Source organism: Pseudomonas sp. GCEP-101, assembly GCF_025133575.1.
Lineage (GTDB): Bacteria > Pseudomonadota > Gammaproteobacteria > Pseudomonadales > Pseudomonadaceae > Pseudomonas > Pseudomonas nitroreducens_B.
Genome location: NZ_CP104011.1, coordinates 786,485 through 805,340, shown reverse-complemented (window position 1 = coordinate 805,340; position 18,856 = coordinate 786,485). Strand labels below are relative to the sequence as shown.

General features: G+C 60.9%; 10 protein-coding genes, 2 tRNA genes and 4 rRNA genes. 13 read left to right on the top strand and 3 right to left on the bottom strand.

Annotated features, from left to right (window positions below):
• Window positions 1-86: 86 nt before the first annotated feature.
• From rrf (N0B71_RS03715) to N0B71_RS03675, 9 genes are all read left to right on the top strand, one after another.
• Window positions 87-202: ribosomal RNA gene (gene rrf / locus N0B71_RS03715) — 5S ribosomal RNA — on the top strand.
• A 381-nt stretch (window positions 203-583) separates the two neighbouring features.
• Window positions 584-2,119, top strand: a 16S ribosomal RNA gene (locus N0B71_RS03710).
• A gap of 64 nt (window positions 2,120-2,183) precedes the next feature.
• Window positions 2,184-2,260 (top strand) — tRNA-Ile (locus N0B71_RS03705).
• Between the two features lie 29 nt (window positions 2,261-2,289).
• Window positions 2,290-2,365: transfer RNA gene (locus tag N0B71_RS03700), tRNA-Ala, on the top strand.
• Between the two features lie 229 nt (window positions 2,366-2,594).
• A 23S ribosomal RNA gene (locus N0B71_RS03695) occupies window positions 2,595-5,486 on the top strand.
• 134 nt (window positions 5,487-5,620) lie between these two features.
• Window positions 5,621-5,736, top strand: a 5S ribosomal RNA gene (gene rrf, locus N0B71_RS03690).
• The 16S, 23S and 5S rRNA genes sit together here with 2 tRNA genes alongside, the layout of an rRNA operon.
• Window positions 5,737-5,973: 237 nt before the next feature.
• Window positions 5,974-6,630 (top strand): paraquat-inducible protein A, encoded by a 657-nt coding sequence (locus N0B71_RS03685; RefSeq protein WP_259757358.1) that lies wholly within the window; start codon window positions 5,974-5,976, stop codon window positions 6,628-6,630.
• Complete coding sequence (locus N0B71_RS03680; protein WP_259757357.1) at window positions 6,617-7,237, top strand: paraquat-inducible protein A; 621 nt, start codon at window positions 6,617-6,619, stop codon at window positions 7,235-7,237. The genes N0B71_RS03685 and N0B71_RS03680 overlap by 14 nt, the downstream gene beginning before the upstream one ends.
• Window positions 7,230-9,530 (top strand): PqiB family protein, encoded by a 2,301-nt coding sequence (locus N0B71_RS03675; RefSeq protein WP_259757356.1) that lies wholly within the window; start codon window positions 7,230-7,232, stop codon window positions 9,528-9,530. The genes N0B71_RS03680 and N0B71_RS03675 overlap by 8 nt, the downstream gene beginning before the upstream one ends.
• A 192-nt stretch (window positions 9,531-9,722) precedes the next feature.
• Here N0B71_RS03675 and mksF read toward each other — a convergent pair whose 3' ends face one another.
• From mksF to mksB, 3 genes are read right to left on the bottom strand one after another with little or no spacing between them, the layout of a single operon-like run.
• Window positions 9,723-12,557 (bottom strand): Mks condensin complex protein MksF, encoded by a 2,835-nt coding sequence (gene mksF, locus N0B71_RS03670; RefSeq protein WP_259757355.1) that lies wholly within the window; start codon window positions 12,555-12,557, stop codon window positions 9,723-9,725.
• On the bottom strand, window positions 12,554-13,309 hold the full coding sequence (gene mksE / locus N0B71_RS03665) for an Mks condensin complex protein MksE (protein WP_259757354.1): 756 nt from the start codon (window positions 13,307-13,309) through the stop codon (window positions 12,554-12,556). The genes mksF and mksE overlap by 4 nt, the downstream gene beginning before the upstream one ends.
• A complete protein-coding gene (gene mksB, locus N0B71_RS03660) occupies window positions 13,299-14,576 on the bottom strand; it encodes an Mks condensin complex protein MksB (protein WP_259757352.1) in 1,278 nt (425 codons plus the stop codon). The genes mksE and mksB overlap by 11 nt, the downstream gene beginning before the upstream one ends.
• Before the next feature lie 217 nt (window positions 14,577-14,793).
• Between mksB and N0B71_RS03655 the strand changes: the two genes are divergently transcribed.
• From N0B71_RS03655 to N0B71_RS03640, 4 genes are all read left to right on the top strand, one after another.
• Window positions 14,794-15,399 (top strand): hypothetical protein, encoded by a 606-nt coding sequence (locus N0B71_RS03655; RefSeq protein ID WP_259759469.1) that lies wholly within the window; start codon window positions 14,794-14,796, stop codon window positions 15,397-15,399.
• 234 nt (window positions 15,400-15,633) lie between these two features.
• Entirely contained in the window at window positions 15,634-16,716 is a 1,083-nt protein-coding gene (locus N0B71_RS03650) for a hypothetical protein (RefSeq protein ID WP_259757351.1), read from the top strand.
• Between the two features lies 1 nt (window position 16,717).
• A complete protein-coding gene (locus N0B71_RS03645) occupies window positions 16,718-18,292 on the top strand; it encodes a hypothetical protein (protein ID WP_259757350.1) in 1,575 nt (524 codons plus the stop codon).
• Window positions 18,293-18,310: 18 nt separating this feature from the next.
• Window positions 18,311-18,826, top strand: coding sequence for a DUF6160 family protein (locus tag N0B71_RS03640; RefSeq protein ID WP_259757349.1), 516 nt, complete (start codon window positions 18,311-18,313; stop codon window positions 18,824-18,826).
• Window positions 18,827-18,856: the final 30 nt, after the last annotated feature.

The following is an 18,856-nucleotide window of genomic DNA, read 5'->3' as shown; positions in this document are numbered from 1 at the left end:
GAAAGTTCGTGTGAACCGCAAATTACCTGTCACATACCCGAATTCGGATGAGCGTGTGCAACTGCCACGAGCGTCCTAAAGAATTGCTTGACGACCATAGAGCGTTGGAACCACCTGATCCCATCCCGAACTCAGTAGTGAAACGACGCATCGCCGATGGTAGTGTGGAGTTTCTCCATGTGAGAGTAGGTCATCGTCAAGCTCCTATCCCAAAGCCCCGGTCAGCTTCGCTGTCCGGGGCTTTGCCTATTAGTGTAAGCACACAGTTTGTGCTTGCTGCCGACGAGGGTTACGGCTCTCCGAAGCCAGGCGATTGAGTAGAAAAGAAATTTTCGAAAATAAAGCTTGACGAAAGATGAGGTTAGCGTAGAATGCGCGCCTCGGTTGAGACGAAAGCCTCGGCCAAACGCTCTTTAACAAGTTGAATCAAGTAATTCGTGTGGGTGCTTGTGATGTAAGACTGATGATCGACTGATTATCAGCAACGCAAGTAACACTCGTGAATTCGAGAGTTTTAGCTCATTAAATTGAGCATGCGATTGCTGAGCCAAGTTTAGGGTTTTCTCAAAACCCAAGCAGTGTTGAACTGAAGAGTTTGATCATGGCTCAGATTGAACGCTGGCGGCAGGCCTAACACATGCAAGTCGAGCGGATGATGGGAGCTTGCTCCCGGATTCAGCGGCGGACGGGTGAGTAATGCCTAGGAATCTGCCTGGTAGTGGGGGACAACGTTTCGAAAGGAACGCTAATACCGCATACGTCCTACGGGAGAAAGCAGGGGACCTTCGGGCCTTGCGCTATCAGATGAGCCTAGGTCGGATTAGCTAGTTGGTGGGGTAAAGGCCTACCAAGGCGACGATCCGTAACTGGTCTGAGAGGATGATCAGTCACACTGGAACTGAGACACGGTCCAGACTCCTACGGGAGGCAGCAGTGGGGAATATTGGACAATGGGCGAAAGCCTGATCCAGCCATGCCGCGTGTGTGAAGAAGGTCTTCGGATTGTAAAGCACTTTAAGTTGGGAGGAAGGGCAGTAAGTTAATACCTTGCTGTTTTGACGTTACCAACAGAATAAGCACCGGCTAACTTCGTGCCAGCAGCCGCGGTAATACGAAGGGTGCAAGCGTTAATCGGAATTACTGGGCGTAAAGCGCGCGTAGGTGGTTTGGTAAGATGGATGTGAAATCCCCGGGCTCAACCTGGGAACTGCATCCATAACTGCCTGACTAGAGTACGGTAGAGGGTGGTGGAATTTCCTGTGTAGCGGTGAAATGCGTAGATATAGGAAGGAACACCAGTGGCGAAGGCGACCACCTGGACTGATACTGACACTGAGGTGCGAAAGCGTGGGGAGCAAACAGGATTAGATACCCTGGTAGTCCACGCCGTAAACGATGTCGACTAGCCGTTGGGATCCTTGAGATCTTAGTGGCGCAGCTAACGCGATAAGTCGACCGCCTGGGGAGTACGGCCGCAAGGTTAAAACTCAAATGAATTGACGGGGGCCCGCACAAGCGGTGGAGCATGTGGTTTAATTCGAAGCAACGCGAAGAACCTTACCTGGCCTTGACATGTCCGGAACCTTGCAGAGATGCGAGGGTGCCTTCGGGAATCGGAACACAGGTGCTGCATGGCTGTCGTCAGCTCGTGTCGTGAGATGTTGGGTTAAGTCCCGTAACGAGCGCAACCCTTGTCCTTAGTTACCAGCACCTCGGGTGGGCACTCTAAGGAGACTGCCGGTGACAAACCGGAGGAAGGTGGGGATGACGTCAAGTCATCATGGCCCTTACGGCCAGGGCTACACACGTGCTACAATGGTCGGTACAGAGGGTTGCCAAGCCGCGAGGTGGAGCTAATCCCATAAAACCGATCGTAGTCCGGATCGCAGTCTGCAACTCGACTGCGTGAAGTCGGAATCGCTAGTAATCGTGAATCAGAATGTCACGGTGAATACGTTCCCGGGCCTTGTACACACCGCCCGTCACACCATGGGAGTGGGTTGCTCCAGAAGTAGCTAGTCTAACCGCAAGGGGGACGGTTACCACGGAGTGATTCATGACTGGGGTGAAGTCGTAACAAGGTAGCCGTAGGGGAACCTGCGGCTGGATCACCTCCTTAATCGAAGATCTCAGCTTCTTCATAAGCTCCCACACGAATTGCTTGATTCACTGGTTAGACGATTGGGTCTGTAGCTCAGTTGGTTAGAGCGCACCCCTGATAAGGGTGAGGTCGGCAGTTCGAATCTGCCCAGACCCACCAATTGTTGTGGTGTGCTGCTGATCCGATAAGGGGCCATAGCTCAGCTGGGAGAGCGCCTGCTTTGCACGCAGGAGGTCAGGAGTTCGATCCTCCTTGGCTCCACCATTAATCGTCGAAAGCTCAGACATGAATGTTCAGGTTGAACGAACATTGATGTCTGGTCTTTGTGCCAGAACCGTTCTTTAAAAATTTGGGTATGTGATAGAAGTAGACTGAATAATCTCTTTCACTGGTGATTATTCAAGTCAAGGTAAAATTTGCGAGTTCAAGCGCGAATTTTCGGCGAATGTCGTCTTCACGTTCGAGACAATAACCAGATTGCTTGGGGTTATATGGTCAAGTGAAGAAGCGCATACGGTGGATGCCTTGGCAGTCAGAGGCGATGAAAGACGTGGTAGCCTGCGATAAGCTTCGGGGAGTCGGCAAACAGACTTTGATCCGGAGATCTCTGAATGGGGAAACCCACCCGAGATAACTCGGGTATCTTGCACTGAATACATAGGTGTAAGAGGCGAACCAGGGGAACTGAAACATCTAAGTACCCTGAGGAAAAGAAATCAACCGAGATTCCCTTAGTAGTGGCGAGCGAACGGGGACTAGCCCTTAAGCTTCTTTGAATCTAACAGAACGCTCTGGAAAGTGCGGCCATAGTGGGTGATAGCCCCGTATGTGAAAGGTTCTTTGAAGTGAAATCGAGTAGGACGGAGCACGAGAAACTTTGTCTGAATATGGGGGGACCATCCTCCAAGGCTAAATACTACTGACTGACCGATAGTGAACCAGTACCGTGAGGGAAAGGCGAAAAGAACCCCGGAGAGGGGAGTGAAATAGAACCTGAAACCGTATGCGTACAAGCAGTGGGAGCCTACTTTGTTAGGTGACTGCGTACCTTTTGTATAATGGGTCAGCGACTTATATTCAGTGGCGAGCTTAACCGTATAGGGAAGGCGTAGCGAAAGCGAGTCTTAATAGGGCGATTTAGTCGCTGGGTATAGACCCGAAACCGGGCGATCTATCCATGAGCAGGTTGAAGGTTAGGTAACACTGACTGGAGGACCGAACCCACTCCCGTTGAAAAGGTAGGGGATGACTTGTGGATCGGAGTGAAAGGCTAATCAAGCTCGGAGATAGCTGGTTCTCCTCGAAAGCTATTTAGGTAGCGCCTCACGTATCACTCCAGGGGGTAGAGCACTGTTTCGGCTAGGGGGTCATCCCGACTTACCAAACCGATGCAAACTCCGAATACCTGGAAGTGTCAGCGTGGGAGACACACGGCGGGTGCTAACGTCCGTCGTGAAAAGGGAAACAACCCAGACCGTCAGCTAAGGTCCCAAAGTTGTGGTTAAGTGGTAAACGATGTGGGAAGGCTTAGACAGCTAGGAGGTTGGCTTAGAAGCAGCCACCCTTTAAAGAAAGCGTAATAGCTCACTAGTCGAGTCGGCCTGCGCGGAAGATGTAACGGGGCTCAAACCACACACCGAAGCTACGGGTGCATCGCAAGATGCGCGGTAGAGGAGCGTTCTGTAAGCCTGTGAAGGTGAGTTGAGAAGCTTGCTGGAGGTATCAGAAGTGCGAATGCTGACATGAGTAACGACAATGGGAGTGAAAAACTCCCACGCCGAAAGACCAAGGGTTCCTGCGCAACGTTAATCGACGCAGGGTTAGTCGGTCCCTAAGGCGAGGCTGAAGAGCGTAGTCGATGGGAAACAGGTTAATATTCCTGTACTTCTAGTTACTGCGATGGAGGGACGGAGAAGGCTAGGCCAGCTTGGCGTTGGTTGTCCAAGTTTAAGGTGGTAGGCAGAGATCTTAGGTAAATCCGGGGTCTTAATGCCGAGAGCTGATGACGAGTCGTCTTTTAGATGATGAAGTGGTTGATGCCATGCTTCCAGGAAAAGCTTCTAAGCTTCAGGTAACTAGGAACCGTACCCCAAACCGACACAGGTGGTTGGGTAGAGAATACCAAGGCGCTTGAGAGAACTCGGGTGAAGGAACTAGGCAAAATGGCACCGTAACTTCGGGAGAAGGTGCGCCGGCGAGGGTGAAGTATTTACTACGTAAGCCCATGCCGGTCGAAGATACCAGGCCGCTGCGACTGTTTATTAAAAACACAGCACTCTGCAAACACGAAAGTGGACGTATAGGGTGTGACGCCTGCCCGGTGCCGGAAGGTTAATTGATGGGGTTAGCGAAAGCGAAGCTCTTGATCGAAGCCCCGGTAAACGGCGGCCGTAACTATAACGGTCCTAAGGTAGCGAAATTCCTTGTCGGGTAAGTTCCGACCTGCACGAATGGCGTAACGATGGCGGCGCTGTCTCCACCCGAGACTCAGTGAAATTGAAATCGCTGTGAAGATGCAGTGTATCCGCGGCTAGACGGAAAGACCCCGTGAACCTTTACTGTAGCTTTGCACTGGACTTTGAGCCTGCTTGTGTAGGATAGGTGGGAGGCTTTGAAGCGTGGACGCCAGTCTGCGTGGAGCCATCCTTGAAATACCACCCTGGCATGCTTGAGGTTCTAACTCTGGTCCGTTATCCGGATCGAGGACAGTGTATGGTGGGCAGTTTGACTGGGGCGGTCTCCTCCTAAAGAGTAACGGAGGAGTACGAAGGTGCGCTCAGACCGGTCGGAAATCGGTCGTAGAGTATAAAGGCAAAAGCGCGCTTGACTGCGAGACAGACACGTCGAGCAGGTACGAAAGTAGGTCTTAGTGATCCGGTGGTTCTGTATGGAAGGGCCATCGCTCAACGGATAAAAGGTACTCCGGGGATAACAGGCTGATACCGCCCAAGAGTTCATATCGACGGCGGTGTTTGGCACCTCGATGTCGGCTCATCACATCCTGGGGCTGAAGCCGGTCCCAAGGGTATGGCTGTTCGCCATTTAAAGTGGTACGCGAGCTGGGTTTAGAACGTCGTGAGACAGTTCGGTCCCTATCTGCCGTGGACGTTTGAGATTTGAGAGGGGCTGCTCCTAGTACGAGAGGACCGGAGTGGACGAACCTCTGGTGTTCCGGTTGTCACGCCAGTGGCATTGCCGGGTAGCTATGTTCGGAATAGATAACCGCTGAAAGCATCTAAGCGGGAAACTAGCCTCAAGATGAGATCTCACTGGGAACTTGATTCCCCTGAAGGGCCGTCGAAGACTACGACGTTGATAGGTCGGGTGTGTAAGCGCTGTGAGGCGTTGAGCTAACCGATACTAATTGCCCGTGAGGCTTGACCATATAACACCCAAACAATTTGTGTGTTGTACGGTGAAGACGTAACGAACCGAAAGTTCGTGTGAACCGCAAATTACCTGTCACATACCCGAATTCGGATGAGCGTGTGCAACTGCCACGAGCGTCCTAAAGAATTGCTTGACGACCATAGAGCGTTGGAACCACCTGATCCCATCCCGAACTCAGTAGTGAAACGACGCATCGCCGATGGTAGTGTGGAGTTTCTCCATGTGAGAGTAGGTCATCGTCAAGCTCCTATCCCAAGACCCCTGGTCAGCATCGCTGGCCGGGGGTTTTGCTTTTGCGCGTGGGAAATTTCACACCATGCCTCTGTTCTCGTGGACTCGGGACAGGCATGCTCCCAACTACCGGAACGCCGCGCAAACCGGCACTCCTGGCGGGTTTCTCCAGAATGTTCGAGGGCCGTTGGGGGCAACGGAAATGGGTTTTCGTCGTCTACAATAGCTTCAAATTTTCCCTGAGTTCCTACATGCCCGATATCGAAGGACAAGCCTTGCGGGATCTGCCTCTGGAAGAGCTGATGGCTTGCCACGAGTGCGACCTGCTGATGCGCCGCGAGCCCGTTCCCCTCGGGCACCGCTCGGTTTGCCCGCGTTGCGGATACGAGCTGGAAATCCACCGTCCTCACATGGTCCGCCGTGCGCTGGCGTTGGTGCTGACGGCCTTGATTCTGTATATCCCGGCGAACTTCCTGCCGATCATGCACATCACCATCCTCGGCCAGACCAGCATGGATACCGTGTGGAGCGGTGTGGTCGGCCTCTACCATTCGAACATGGCCGGTGTCGCGTTCCTGGTGTTCCTGTGCAGCATGGTGATCCCCCTGGCGAAGCTGCTCTGCCAGCTGTTCGTGCTGCTATCCATTCGCTACAAGTCGCTGCGCGAGCACGGCATGCTGCTGCTGCGCGGCTATCAGCACCTGCGTGAATGGGGAATGCTCGAGGTCTATCTGATGGGCATCCTCGTTTCGATCGTCAAACTGATCGGGATGGCGGAGTTGCACGTCAGTGTTGGCCTGGCCTGTTTCGTGGGCCTGCTGTTCACCCAGGTCTGGCTGGAGGTCACCATGTCCCACCATCAGGTCTGGGGCGAACTGTCCGGGGAGTTCGACGATGCGGGCCATTGACGCCGGGATCGTGGTCTGTGGCGAATGCCACCAGCTCAACCGTCGTGAAGACGATGGGGAGACCCACTGCAGCCGCTGCGGCGCGGTGGTTCATGAGCGTCGTCCCAACAGCATCATCCGCACCTGGGCGCTGCTGATCACTGCGGCGATCCTGTATATCCCCGCCAACCTGCTGCCGATCATGACGGTGAATTTCCTCGGCAACGGCATGCCGGCGACGATCATGGAGGGTGTGGTCGAACTGATCAATGCCGACATGGTGCCCATCGCTGCGGTGGTGTTCGTGGCCAGTATTCTGGTGCCGACCTTCAAGCTCGTCGGCATTGCGCTGCTACTGTATTCAGTGCAGCGGCGCCAGCCGCTTTCCGCCCTGCAACGGAATGTGATGTACCGCTTCATCGAGTGGATCGGCCGCTGGTCGATGCTCGACATCTTCGTCATCGCGATCCTGGTGACGCTGGTGAACTTCGGCAACCTGGCCAGCATCGAGGCGAACCTCGGTGCGGCCGCCTTCGCCAGCGTGGTGGTGCTCACCATGCTGGCTGCAGTGACTTTCGATCCCCGGCTGATCTGGGATAACACGGACGCGGAAGACAACGATGAGTGACCTCCCAACACCCAAGATGCGCAAGACCACCAACTGGTCGGCTATCTGGATCCTTCCGCTGATCGCACTGGCGATCGGTGCCTGGCTGGCCTGGCGCGCCTACGACCAGGCGGGGATCATGATCCAGATCCAGTTCGAGAGTGGCGAGGGTATCCAGGCCAACAAGACCGAGGTGGTGTTCAAGGGCATTGGCGTGGGCAAGGTGGTCGACCTGCATGTGAACAAGCCCAACATGGGCGTCACGGCGGTGGTCGAGATGCGCAAGGAGGCGGCGGAGTACCTGAGCAAGAGCACCCGCTTCTGGCTGGTCAAGCCGCGCGTGTCGATTGCCGGGGTGACCGGCCTGGAGACCTTGGTCTCGGGTAACTACATCGCCGTCGACCCGGTGAAGGGCGAGCAGCAGCACGAGTTCATCGCGCTGAAGGAGCCGCCGCCGCTGTCGGACAGCCTGCCCGGCTTGCACCTGATCCTCAAAGCCGATCGCCTGGGTTCCCTGGAGCAGGGTAGCCCGATCTATTACCGGCAGATCCAGGTCGGCCAGGTGAAGAGCTACCAGTTGGCCGAGGACCAGAAGACCATCGAGGTAAAGGTCCACATCGAGCCGGCCTACGCCAACCTGGTGCGCAAGCACACGCGCTTCTGGAACGCCAGCGGCATTACCTTGTCCGGCAGCCTCAGCGGCCTGAAGCTGCGCACCGAGTCCCTGGCGAGCATCGCGGCGGGCGGCATCGCCTTCGCCACGCCGGAGAACTATGCGGACAGCCCGCCCACCGACCCGACCAAGCCGTTCCGCCTCTATGAGGACTTCGACGCCGCCCAGGCCGGGCTTGCGGTCAAGGTGAAGGTGAGTGACGTCAGCGGCCTCACCCCTGGCAGCACGCCCGTGATGTACAACGGCGTGGAAGTCGGCACGGTGAAAAGCATCGACATGGACAAGGACTTCAACGGCGCCACCGCTACCCTGTCCATGGACCCGCGCACCGAGGAATTCCTCAACAGCAAGACCGAGTTCTGGATGGTCAAGCCGAGCATCTCGCTCGCGGGCATCACCGGGCTCGAGGCTCTGGTGAAGGGCAACTACCTCAACGTGCGCTTCGCCAGCGATGGCGAGCCGACCCGTGATTTCGTCATTCGGCCCAAAGCCCCACCGCTGAATCTCGACGCCCCCGGCCTGCACCTGGTGCTGACCACCGATCAACTCGGGTCGCTGGAGGTCGGTACGCCGATCCTCTACCGGCAGATGAAGGTCGGCAGCGTGCAGAGCTACCAGTTGTCCCGGCGTGATCCGTCGCGCCTGGTCATCGGTGTGCACATCGAGCCGGAGTACGCCAACCTGGTGAATACCTCGTCGCGCTTCTGGAACATCAGCGGCATCACGGTCAGCGGCGGGCTCGACGGCATCAAGCTGAAGAGCGAGTCGTTGCAGACCTTGCTTGCTGGCGGCATCGCTTTCGATACGCCCGATCCCAAGGCGGCGCCGATCACCAAGGTGCGTCGCTTCGCCTTGTTCGATAACGAGGAGGATGCGCATCTCAAGGGGCAGATGATCGAGTTGCGCGCCGATACCGCCGACGGGCTGAAGGAAGGCACCGTCCTGCGCTACAAGGGCCTGGAGGTTGGCCGCGTGGAGCAGGTTGAGCTGAGCAAGGACCTGCAGAGCGTGCTGCTGAAGGCGCGCCTGACCCGCAGCGCCGATCGCATCGCCCGCCAGGGCACGCGTTTCTGGGTAGTGGGGCCGCAGGTCGGGCTGTCCGGCGTGAGCAACCTGGGCACCATCGTCAGCGGCCAGTACATCGAGGTCCTGCCGGGCGCCAAGGCGGGGCAGGAGCAGACCAGCTTCAGCCTGCTGGCAGGTGAGCCCAACCGTTTGCTGGATGAGGACGGCCTGCGCCTGACGCTCAGCGCGCCTCGTCGTGGCTCGCTGAAGACCGGTGTGCCGGTGACGTACCGTGAAGTTCAGGTGGGCAAGGTAACGTCCTTCGAACTGGGCGAAACGGCGGATCGCGTGCTGATCCATATCCTCATCGAGCCGCGCTACGCGCCGCTGGTGCGCACCGGTAGCCGCTTCTGGAATACCAGCGGTGTTGGCGTGGATGCCGGGCTGTTCAAGGGCGTGAAGGTGCGCACCGAGTCGATGGAGACGATCCTCGCCGGCGGCGTGGCCTTCGCCACCCCGAACAATGACACGATGGGCGCGCCGGCGAAGCCCGGGCAGACCTTCGCGCTGTTCGACGAGGCCAACGACGAGTGGCTGGACTGGGCACCGAAGATCCCGCTGGGCAAGGCGAACTGAGTTTCAGCCGAACAGGAAAAGGGCCGCGATTGCGGCCCTTTTTCATTGCTGAACTTCGCGACTTGCCCCCTGTAGGAGCGAACTTGCTCGCGAACAGGCCCTGCATGAACCCGTTCGCGAGCAAGCTCGCTCCTACGAAGAGCCCACAAGAAAAAGCCCCGCAGGGCGGGGCTTTTCGTCAACGCAGGGGCATCACGCCGGTTCGGTGCTCGCCTCCACGTCGTTGTGCGCGGCCTTCTCGGTGTCACGACGACGGATGTACTTCCAGTCCGCCTCGTCGATGTAGATGCCGTTGGGGCCGCTGCCGCCTTCCAGGTCGATGGCCACCTGGGCCGAGACCTGCGGCTTCACGCTCGCCAGGATCGGCACGAAGCCCAGTTGCAGGCTGGTCTCCAGCAGCGCCGACTGGTTGCGCTCGTCGATGTCCGCTGCCTCGTCGAGGTAGTAGGGCAGGCGGATGCGGCCGGCCTGTTCGCGGTCCATCAGGTGCAACAACAGGTACATGTTGGTCAGCGCCTTGATGGTCATGGTGGTGCCGTTGGAGGCCGCACCGTCGATGTCGGTGTGCATGATCGGCTGCCCACCCATCTTGGTGATCTCGAACGCCAGCTCGAACAGGTCCTTCAGGCCCAACTGGTTGTTGTTGGCCGCCACCAGGCGCGACAGGTAGTCCTTGGCTTCCTCATTCTTCGCATCCTGCTCGGCGCTCTGGGTCAGGTCGAACACCGAGAGGTTCTCGCCTTCTTCGTACTGGCCGGCGCTGTGGATGATCTGGTCGATGTGCTTGAGCGCGTCCTTGTTCGGCGCGAGCACGATGCGGAAGCTCTGCAGGTTCGATACCTGGCGCTTGTTGATCTCGCGGTTGAACAGCGCCAGCTGGTGTTCCAGGTTGTCGTAGTCGCTGCGGATGTTGCGCAGGGTACGGGCGATGTCGGTGACCGCCGCGCGACGCGCCTTGGCCAGGGTGAGCGCCTCGTCGGTACGGTGCGCGTAGGCGTTGATCAGCAGTTGCAGGCGACGTTCCGGATCATCCTCGCTGTCGAACTTGGCCACGCCCTTGAGGCGCACCTGGGCGTACAGCGCCTCGATCTGGCCGTCCACGCGCTGCAGCGATTGCCAGGTGTCCTGGTAGTCGTTGAGCAGCGGCAGCAGGTTGTCCATGGAGTCGTCGACCGGGTCCATGAACGGAATGCCGAAGGGTAGGTCGGCCGGCAGCAACTGACGGCGGCGCAGGGCGTCGTCCAGGGTGCGCTGCTTGGCCTCCATGTCGGCCAGTTGGCGGCCGATCAGCTGCAGCTTGGCGGAGAGCTGCTGGACGCGCTCGGTGAAGGCGTCGGCGGAGCGCTTGAGTTCGTCCTGGGTGGCTTCGAGCTGGGCAAGCTGCTCCAGCTTGCCCGGTTCCTCGGCGCTCAGGGTCTGGCTGCGGCGGAAGTCTTCCAGCGCCTTCTGGGCATCGAGCACGTCCTGGTACAGCCTGTCCGCCTGCGCCTTGCTGGCGTTGCGGTCGGCGGCCACGGCCTGCTGGGTCTTGAGCTGCTTGAGTTCCTTCTCCAGGCGCTCCTTCTGGTCGCGCAGGGCGGCGCGGTCGGCCAGGGCCTGCAGCGCCGGCGGCTCGATGGTGGAGAGGTCGATGGAAAGGCCGGGCACTTCGAAGCGCTCGCCCTTGAAGGCATCGAGGATCTTCTCAACGCTGCCGACCCACTGGCCGGCCTCGTCCAGGTCCACGCCCTTCTCGCCCAGCGGCAGGCTGAACAGCGCGCCGTTGAACAGGCGCATCAGGCGTTCCACGTCCTGCTGGGAGAACTCTTCGCGCAGGCGGGCGTAGCTGTTGTTGTCGGCGTGTTCGAGCTGCTGGCGTACGCCTTTGAGGCGCTTCTCCAGGTCGCGCAGACGCTCGTCCAGGTCTTCGCTGGAGAACTGCCGGGAGTGCGCCAGGGCACCGGCCAGTTCGTCGTGGGCGTCCTTGGCGGCGAGCAGTTGCTGCTCCAGTACCTTGGCGTCGTCGACCAGCGCGAAGCGGTTCTTCAGCACGGCCAGTTCGCCCATCCAGCGCTGGATCTCGCTGATCTCGCGCTCCAGGCGCATCAGCTCGGCGGTGCTGCCGCGCTGTTCGTTCTGCAGGCCGTCCTGCTCGCGCTTGTAGTGCTCGGCCTGGATGACCAGCTCTTCCTTGCGCGCGCCGGAATAGTCTTCCCAGGTGCCCAGCAGGTTATCCAGCAGGGGTGAGAGGCGGTGCATCTTGCCGCGCAGGATTTCGCGCTGTTGCACGCCATTGGCCAGCGCTTCGACCAGCGGGCCGGCAGCGACCAGCGCCTGGTAGTCGCCCTCCATGCGGCGCACGTCGCGGAAGGCTTCCTCGCAGGCGGCGATGTAGTCGACGCTGCCCGAGCGCAGGCTGTGCTCGAAGGCATCGAGGAACAGCTGCTTGAGCTTGGCGGCGGTGATCTCGCGCATGTGCAGCAGGTTGATGAATAGCGAGCGGAAGGTCTTCAGGCTCTGTTCGCTGGTGGAGCGCAGCGGGATCAGCGTCAGGTCCAGCGGGATCGAGGTGTGGCCGCCGACCAGCAGGCGACGCAGCTCGTCGGGCTTGAGTTCATAGGACTTGATGCCCTCGCGCTCAAGGTTCGCGTACAGCTCGCGCAGGCGCAGGCAGGTGCCGTTCTTCTGGTAGTGCTCCAGATCCAGCTCGCCCTGGTAGGCGAAGAACTGGTGGCCGAAGCCGCCGCCCGGGCCGCGGCCGCCGACGCCGATCACGTGGCGGCCGTTGGGCAGGTCAAGCTCGATGAGGATGTAGCTGGTGTCGGTGGCGAAGTAGAACTTGCGCGAGGCTTCCAGGCTGTACTTGCCGAAGCTCATGTCCGACATGCGCGCGAGGATCGGGAACTGCAGCGCGTTGATCGACGCCGACTTGCCGAGGTTGTTCGCGCCGTACACCGACAGCGGCTGTTCCAGCGGGAAGATGCCGAGGCTGTAGCCGGCGGTGTTGAGCAGGGCGAAGCGGCGGATGCCGTAGCGTTCCTGGGTCATGCCTGGGCCTCCATGTCGGCTTGTTCTTCGGCGATGGCGCGGGCGAGAGCGTCTTCTTCGCTCTCTTCTTCAACGGCCACGGCGGCGGGTTGTTCCAGGGGGACGATGGCGTCTTCGTCGGCCGGCTCGTCGGCATACGACTCCAGGATCACCACCGGCTCGTCGTCTTCCTCCATCACCACCGGGGCGCTGAACTGCATTTCGCTGGCGTGCAGGTTGGCGGCCAGGTCGCGGTCCTGCTGGACTGACAGGCAGACGTCGAGGAAGCGGTGGATCGGCGGCAGGAAGCGGTACACGCCGTTGTCCTCGGCGGCGAAGCCGAGCTGGGTGAGGCGGCGCATGACCTTCTCTTCCAGCTCCTCCTGGGTGGTCACCTCGGCCTGCAGGAACAGGTCGCGGTACTTCTCCAGCAGCGGCGGCAGCTCGTCGCGGCCGATGCTGCCGCCATCGAGGACGGCCAGCGGGTCGCGGCCCTGGTCGGCCAGGTGCTCGACGAGGATGAAGGTGAACAGCGCCAGGCGCTGGGCGGTCTTGTTCACCTGGGCGCCCACCTGCTCGGGGACGAAGTAGTAGAAGCCGCGGGTATCGCAGACCAGCTCGTAGCCCAGGCTGCGGAACAGCGCGCGGTAGGCGTCCTGCTGGTTGGACAGCTGGCTGTACAGCTCCGGGTCGCGGCGGCTGATGTGGAAGCCCTTGAACAGCTCGCGGAAGATCGGCGCGAGCTGGGTCATTTCGGTGAGATTAATCTGCATGCGATTCGCTCTTGCTGTCCTTGCCAGCGGCGGGGCCGGCGATCAGGGCGAAGGAGCACAGGCTGACGCTGTGCTGGAGAGTGTCGTATTGGCGGCGCTCGAGGCGGTCGCGCTGGAAGCGGGCATCGCGCGACAGGCGCGAGAACCAGTAGAGCAGTTCGTCGGTCGCGCCTTCGGGCTCCTGCTCCAGCAGCCACTGCATGAGGTCCGGCAGCGGCAGCGCGGCCTGGCAGCGGTCGAGCATTTCCCGCGCGGTGCGCGGCGAGCGTTGCGGGCCGTCGCTCTTGCGATTGCCGCTGGCCTTGGGGAAGTGCGCCGGCTTGGGCTGGAAGTTGGCAAGGGCGAAGACGTAACTCTCCACCTGCGAGGCGGTGCCGAGGAAGTTGCTCTGCGGCCGGGTGAACATCGGCATGGCGGCCTGGGGCACGGCATCGATGCCCTTGCGGCGAATGACCGACAGCGCCAGGGCGGCGCCGCGGGTGATCGCGTTGTGCCGGCGGGCTTCCTCGCGCAGGGGCAGCAGCAGTTCGCGGGCGCGGCGCAGGGTGAGCTGGGCGGTGGTCTGCATTTCCAGGATGCGCGCATGGGTGCGCAGCAACTGGTCGTCGTCCACCAGCTGGCCCAGGCGCGCCTGCTCGCCGAGCAGGCGCAGCAGCACCTGCTCCACACGGCGTACGCCTTGTTCGAAGGCGCCGTCGGCGGAGACCAGCTGGATCATCGGCTCGACGTATTCGTCCCAGGTCGCGAGGACTTCGGCATAGCGCTGGCGCAGCGGAATCTGCCGGTCGCTGGTCTTGGCCCGCTCGGCCACGGCGACCAGCGCCTGTTCGTCGTTGGCGAGCTTCTTCAGCACGTCGCGCACGCGCATGTCGAGCAGGCGCAGTTGGCGGGCCAGGTCGTTGCCGTCGCGCACTTCGAAGGCATCGCGAATGTAGCCGGCGAGGCGTTCCAGGTGGCGCAGGTAGGCTTCGATCTCCAGGCACAGGCCCAGGCGGTGCTCCTGGCGCAGGTAGGCGAGGAAGTCGTGGATCTGCGCGTTCAGCTCGAAGCGGTTGGGGCTCTTGGCCACCGGGACGAGGATGTCCAGGCGTACCCACTGGTCGAGCAGGGCGGTGATGTCCACCGGGGTGCTGTCGGGCAACTGGCTGGTGAGCTGGATGCGCAGCTCCACCAGGCTCAGGGTGCCGGCGTCGAAGCGCTCGCACAGCGGCTCGAGCAGCACCCAGTGTTCGGCGAGGGCGCGTAGTACGCGTCGTGGGTCGATCATCGGCTTGGTTGGGCCCGGAATGAACAAAGGGGGCGATTGTACTGCAAAGGCCTACCCCTGGCCGACAGGGTGACGAAACGCGTCAGTTTGCGACCGCACCATCAGCGTCCGTGTGACGCATCTCACGGAAAATCCGACCTAACTGGCTGAATTTTCTGGCAAGTTTTTTGCCCAAGTCTTTCTCAGAGACCTAGCTTTCAGAGTCTGATTGACGCAGATGACCTACGACGCCGCACTCGCCAAAGCCCGTTGGGCCGAACTGGAACGCCAGAACGACCTCGATTGGGACCTGGATGCGATCACTGATCGCAACGAAGCCATCGCCTTCCTGCAGCGTTTCGAAAATCGCTTGTGCATCTATTCGTCGTATGTCGAGAAGCTCTACAGCAACTACAGCTTCGTGATCCCGGAGAACCAGGAGGGCGGTATCACCATCCTGCCGGACGAGCAGGCCTGGTTCGACACCTTCCACGACATTCCCGGCGACGCGGTGGAGCCCACCGGCATCCATATCCTGCCTGGCGAGACCATGGGCTACAGCGGCCTGTACCTGAAGATTCCCGCCGAACACCGGCTGGTGGCTTCGCGCGAGTTGCCGTTCCAGGACGGCCTGAAGCTGCTGATCAACCGTTACCGCATGCGCGGGGACATCTTCCTGCCGGTACTGGTGAAGGGCGACCTGCGCGAGTACGAGGCGCGCATGCCCTCGCTGCACCTGCACCGCCTTAACATCGCCAGACTACAGGCCCATTCGCGGCTGAACCTCGACGCCATCAAGGGCGCCATCGCCGAGCACCTGATCGGCCTGTTCCGCCATCAGTGAGCCATCGCCGGCGCGGCCCTGTCACCCGGGTGTGACGATGGGTAACAACCTTTGCCGGACGTTCCGTTCGTCGTCTATCGTTCCTGGCGATTTACTCGACTATGGGTCGGGCCGCCGTGGCGGCTGAATTCCTATAGTGGCATCACGGCGCCGAGTCTCGACCTCGTTCCTGACCCGATACGCCCGATGAATAACAACAGGCCCCGCGAACAGGGGCCAGGAAAGGAGAGTGCCATGCGTCAGTCCTCCGGTCCGCTCATGCGTGCCCTTGCCTTGTTCTGCGGCGGCCTGCTGGCTTTTTCCGCCCAGGCGCGCATGCAGTCAATGGATGACGATGAGCTGTCGAGCATCTCCGGGCAGGGCGCGATGCTCACCGTCGACGCGTCCACCTACCAGAACTACCAGTACACCCGGCTCAACTTCGGCGCCGACATCAGCCTGCTGACCAACATCGACCAGTTGAGCCTGGGCAACTACACCCGCACCGGCTCCACCACCGTGTCCGGCCAGCCGGCGGATATCCTGATCAATAACTTCGCCCTGGGCCGCGTGGACAACGCCAATACGCCCGACGCCAAGGTGGTGCCGTTCCAGATCCAGGATCCGTACGTAGAATTCGCCTTCCAGACCAACAATGGCGTGCGCCAGCTGGTGGGCGCGCGGGTCGGCTTCGGCAAGGCACAGGGCGACCTGTCCGGCGACATCCTGTCGATCACCGGCAACCTGCAGGGGCAGATCTACGGCCCGGCCTCCATCGCCTACGACTACTACACCCGCAACGGCTGCCCGAACCTCATCAACTGCCTGGCGCTGGCCGTGGCCGGCGATACCCCGGTCTACGCCGACGTGGTGCTGCTCAAGGCCGGCACCGGCGAGGCCACCATCAACGGCCAGCCGATCAACCGCGCCGAGCAGATCGGCATCGCCAAGGGCGATTCGCTGCACTCGGACGCGGGCGGCCTGATCGCCGCGCTGATCCCGACCCTGTCGACCACCAACAACTGCCAGGCGCTGGGCCTGACCACCTGCTTCGACCTGACCAACTACAAGACCATCTACATCGGCAAGCCCGGTTCCACCGACATCAACACCGGCGCCCAGGGTATCTTCTTCTCCCTGCAGAACCAGAACGTGCCCTGGCAGGACCTGGCCAACGCCGGCAAGTTCGTCAACACCCAGTCCGGCGCCTTCGCCAACTTCCCCAAGGTGGGCAGCGGCGCGGACGCGGTCTACCCGATCCTGATCAACCTCTACGACGCCCTGCGCGGCCTGCCCCGGCAGCCGACCTGCATGGGCTCGCAAGCGGCGGGCTGCTGACATGAGCTGGCGCACAGCAGTACTCGCCTGCCTCGCCGGTTGCCTGGTCAGCCTGCCGGCACTGGGCATGAAGGCCCTGGATGACGACCAGCTGGAAGAAGTCAGCGGCGCCGGCCTGGGCTTCTTCATCGATGGCTTCAGCTACGACCAGGCCACGGCCACCTCGAAGATCACCGGGGTGAAGAACAGCGCCAACCAGGACGTGCAGGTCGACATCACCGGCGCCTACATCAAGGGTGCCGGCAGCCAGCGCGGCACGCTGGACACCAAGGCCTACCTCGGCACGCCGCTGCACCCCTTCACCCTCGGCCCGGTGAAGTACAAGGCGGGGCTGAACATCCCGGCCAACCAGGAAGCGCTGCAGCTGATGACGCCGACCTGGACCGACCCGATCAACGACACCCACAAGTTCGGCCTCTGGTCCTATTACCAGGGCTGCCTGTATGGCGACGCCGGCTGCACCAACCCGAACCAGGCGACCACCAGGATCAATACCGAGCTGAGCGCACTGAAAACCCAGCGCGACACGCTGCTCAGCACCTATTCGAACAACATGATCGGCCTCAAGAGCGGCATCGATGCCGACATGGTCGTGGTCAACCAGCGCAAGGCGGAGGTGGACGCCGCCCAGGCCGTGCAGAAGAACAACTACAACGCCATGACCACCAGCTACAACAACGCTCCCGCGCAGGTGTGCGGCCTGATCTTCTGCGCCGATCGCCCGACCACCATTGGCGAGAAGTACGACTGCGGCGCCATCCTCGCGTGCAGCAACAACACGGCGGTGAAGAACTACAACGCCTCGGTGGATACCTACGACGCCAGCACCAAGGACCTCACCACCGCCCAGCAGAACCTCAGCGCCTCCTGGAACGTCAGCCGCAACGGCGTCACCCTCAGCCAGCGCGCCAGCGACTACGACAAGTTCGTCCAGCTCTGCGGCGCGCAAGGCGGCAGCGCCACCACCTGCGTCAGCGGCACCATCACCCGCACCGAGAAGAACGTCGCCACCGTGCAACTGGTGGCTGGCGCCATGCAGAACGCCTCCGGCACCCGCATCCAGGGCCTGGATATCGGCATCGCCACCAAATTCACCCTGCCCAGCACCGCCTACAACAGCGACGGCAGCGCTGGCGCCACCAGCACCCGCACCGACTTCTTCTCCATCGCCCTGGAGAACTTCACCCTCAACGGGTCCTACCTCAACCTGTGGGGCGACGCCGCCGGGCTGAAGGCCTCCATGAGCCTGCAGATGTATGCCGACAAACTGATCATCGCCGGCTGCGAGAACTGCGCCGACAGCAACAAGGTGGTGGCCAAGAACGTCTACTTCGACCTCAACCTGGGCGACGCCAACTACCAGCCGGCGACGCTCTCGGTGGCCAGCAACGGCGACCTGATGCTCAGCGCGCCAGGCGTCACCTGGGCCAACCACGAGGCCTTCTACCAGAACGTGCAGAAGAGCAATATCAGCATCGGCAACCTGAACATCAGCGGTACCGACCTCGGTTCCCAGGCCGTTCGTGGCCTGCGCATCGACTACCTGAACGTCCGCACCGTCAACCTGCCGCGCTAGCGCATGAGGAGACTCGCCGTGAATACCGCACGTTTTTCGAGCCGACTCCTGGCCCCCCTGGTGCTGCTGGCCGCCGCCACCGCCCACGGCGAGATGCGCGGCCTGGACGACAGTGAGATGGCCGACGTCAGCGGGCAGGACGGCGTCAGCCTGAGCGTCAACTTCAACCTCGCCGCCAACACCGCCGACACCCGCTGCAGCGGCGGTTGCGGTGCGCGCCTGGCGATCCAGCCGCTCAACAGCACCGGCTACATCGTGCTGGACAACATCAAGGGCAGCTTCAGCTTCGACGGCATGTCCATCGACATGGTGACCATCAACAACGGCTTCAACGGCGACGGTGCACTGTTCAACCGGCAGGCCATGAAGATCGGCCTGACCAACGCCAGCGCCAGCAACCTGCAGTTCACCCTGGGCGGCTCCAACCAGGGCAAGGTCTCCGGCGGCGGTCTGCAACAGACCAACCTGCTCACCTACCAGGCCACCGGCGCGGTCAAGCTCACCGGCAACGTCTACGTCTTCGGCACGCCGTAAGCGAAACGCACAGGCCGTCCGCCCGCCGGC

What these genes read in the sequence shown, in the direction of transcription:
- N0B71_RS03685 (WP_259757358.1), top strand. Translation starts at nt 5,974, where the DNA reads ATGCCCGATATCGAAGGACAAGCCTTGCGGGATCTGCCTCTGGAAGAG.
- N0B71_RS03680 (WP_259757357.1), top strand. Translation starts at nt 6,617, where the DNA reads ATGCGGGCCATTGACGCCGGGATCGTGGTCTGTGGCGAATGCCACCAG.
- N0B71_RS03675 (WP_259757356.1), top strand. Translation starts at nt 7,230, where the DNA reads ATGAGTGACCTCCCAACACCCAAGATGCGCAAGACCACCAACTGGTCG.
- mksF (WP_259757355.1), bottom strand. Translation starts at nt 12,557, where the DNA reads ATGACCCAGGAACGCTACGGCATCCGCCGCTTCGCCCTGCTCAACACC.
- mksE (WP_259757354.1), bottom strand. Translation starts at nt 13,309, where the DNA reads ATGCAGATTAATCTCACCGAAATGACCCAGCTCGCGCCGATCTTCCGC.
- mksB (WP_259757352.1), bottom strand. Translation starts at nt 14,576, where the DNA reads ATGATCGACCCACGACGCGTACTACGCGCCCTCGCCGAACACTGGGTG.
- N0B71_RS03655 (WP_259759469.1), top strand. Translation starts at nt 14,794, where the DNA reads ATGACCTACGACGCCGCACTCGCCAAAGCCCGTTGGGCCGAACTGGAA.
- N0B71_RS03650 (WP_259757351.1), top strand. Translation starts at nt 15,634, where the DNA reads ATGCGTCAGTCCTCCGGTCCGCTCATGCGTGCCCTTGCCTTGTTCTGC.
- N0B71_RS03645 (WP_259757350.1), top strand. Translation starts at nt 16,718, where the DNA reads ATGAGCTGGCGCACAGCAGTACTCGCCTGCCTCGCCGGTTGCCTGGTC.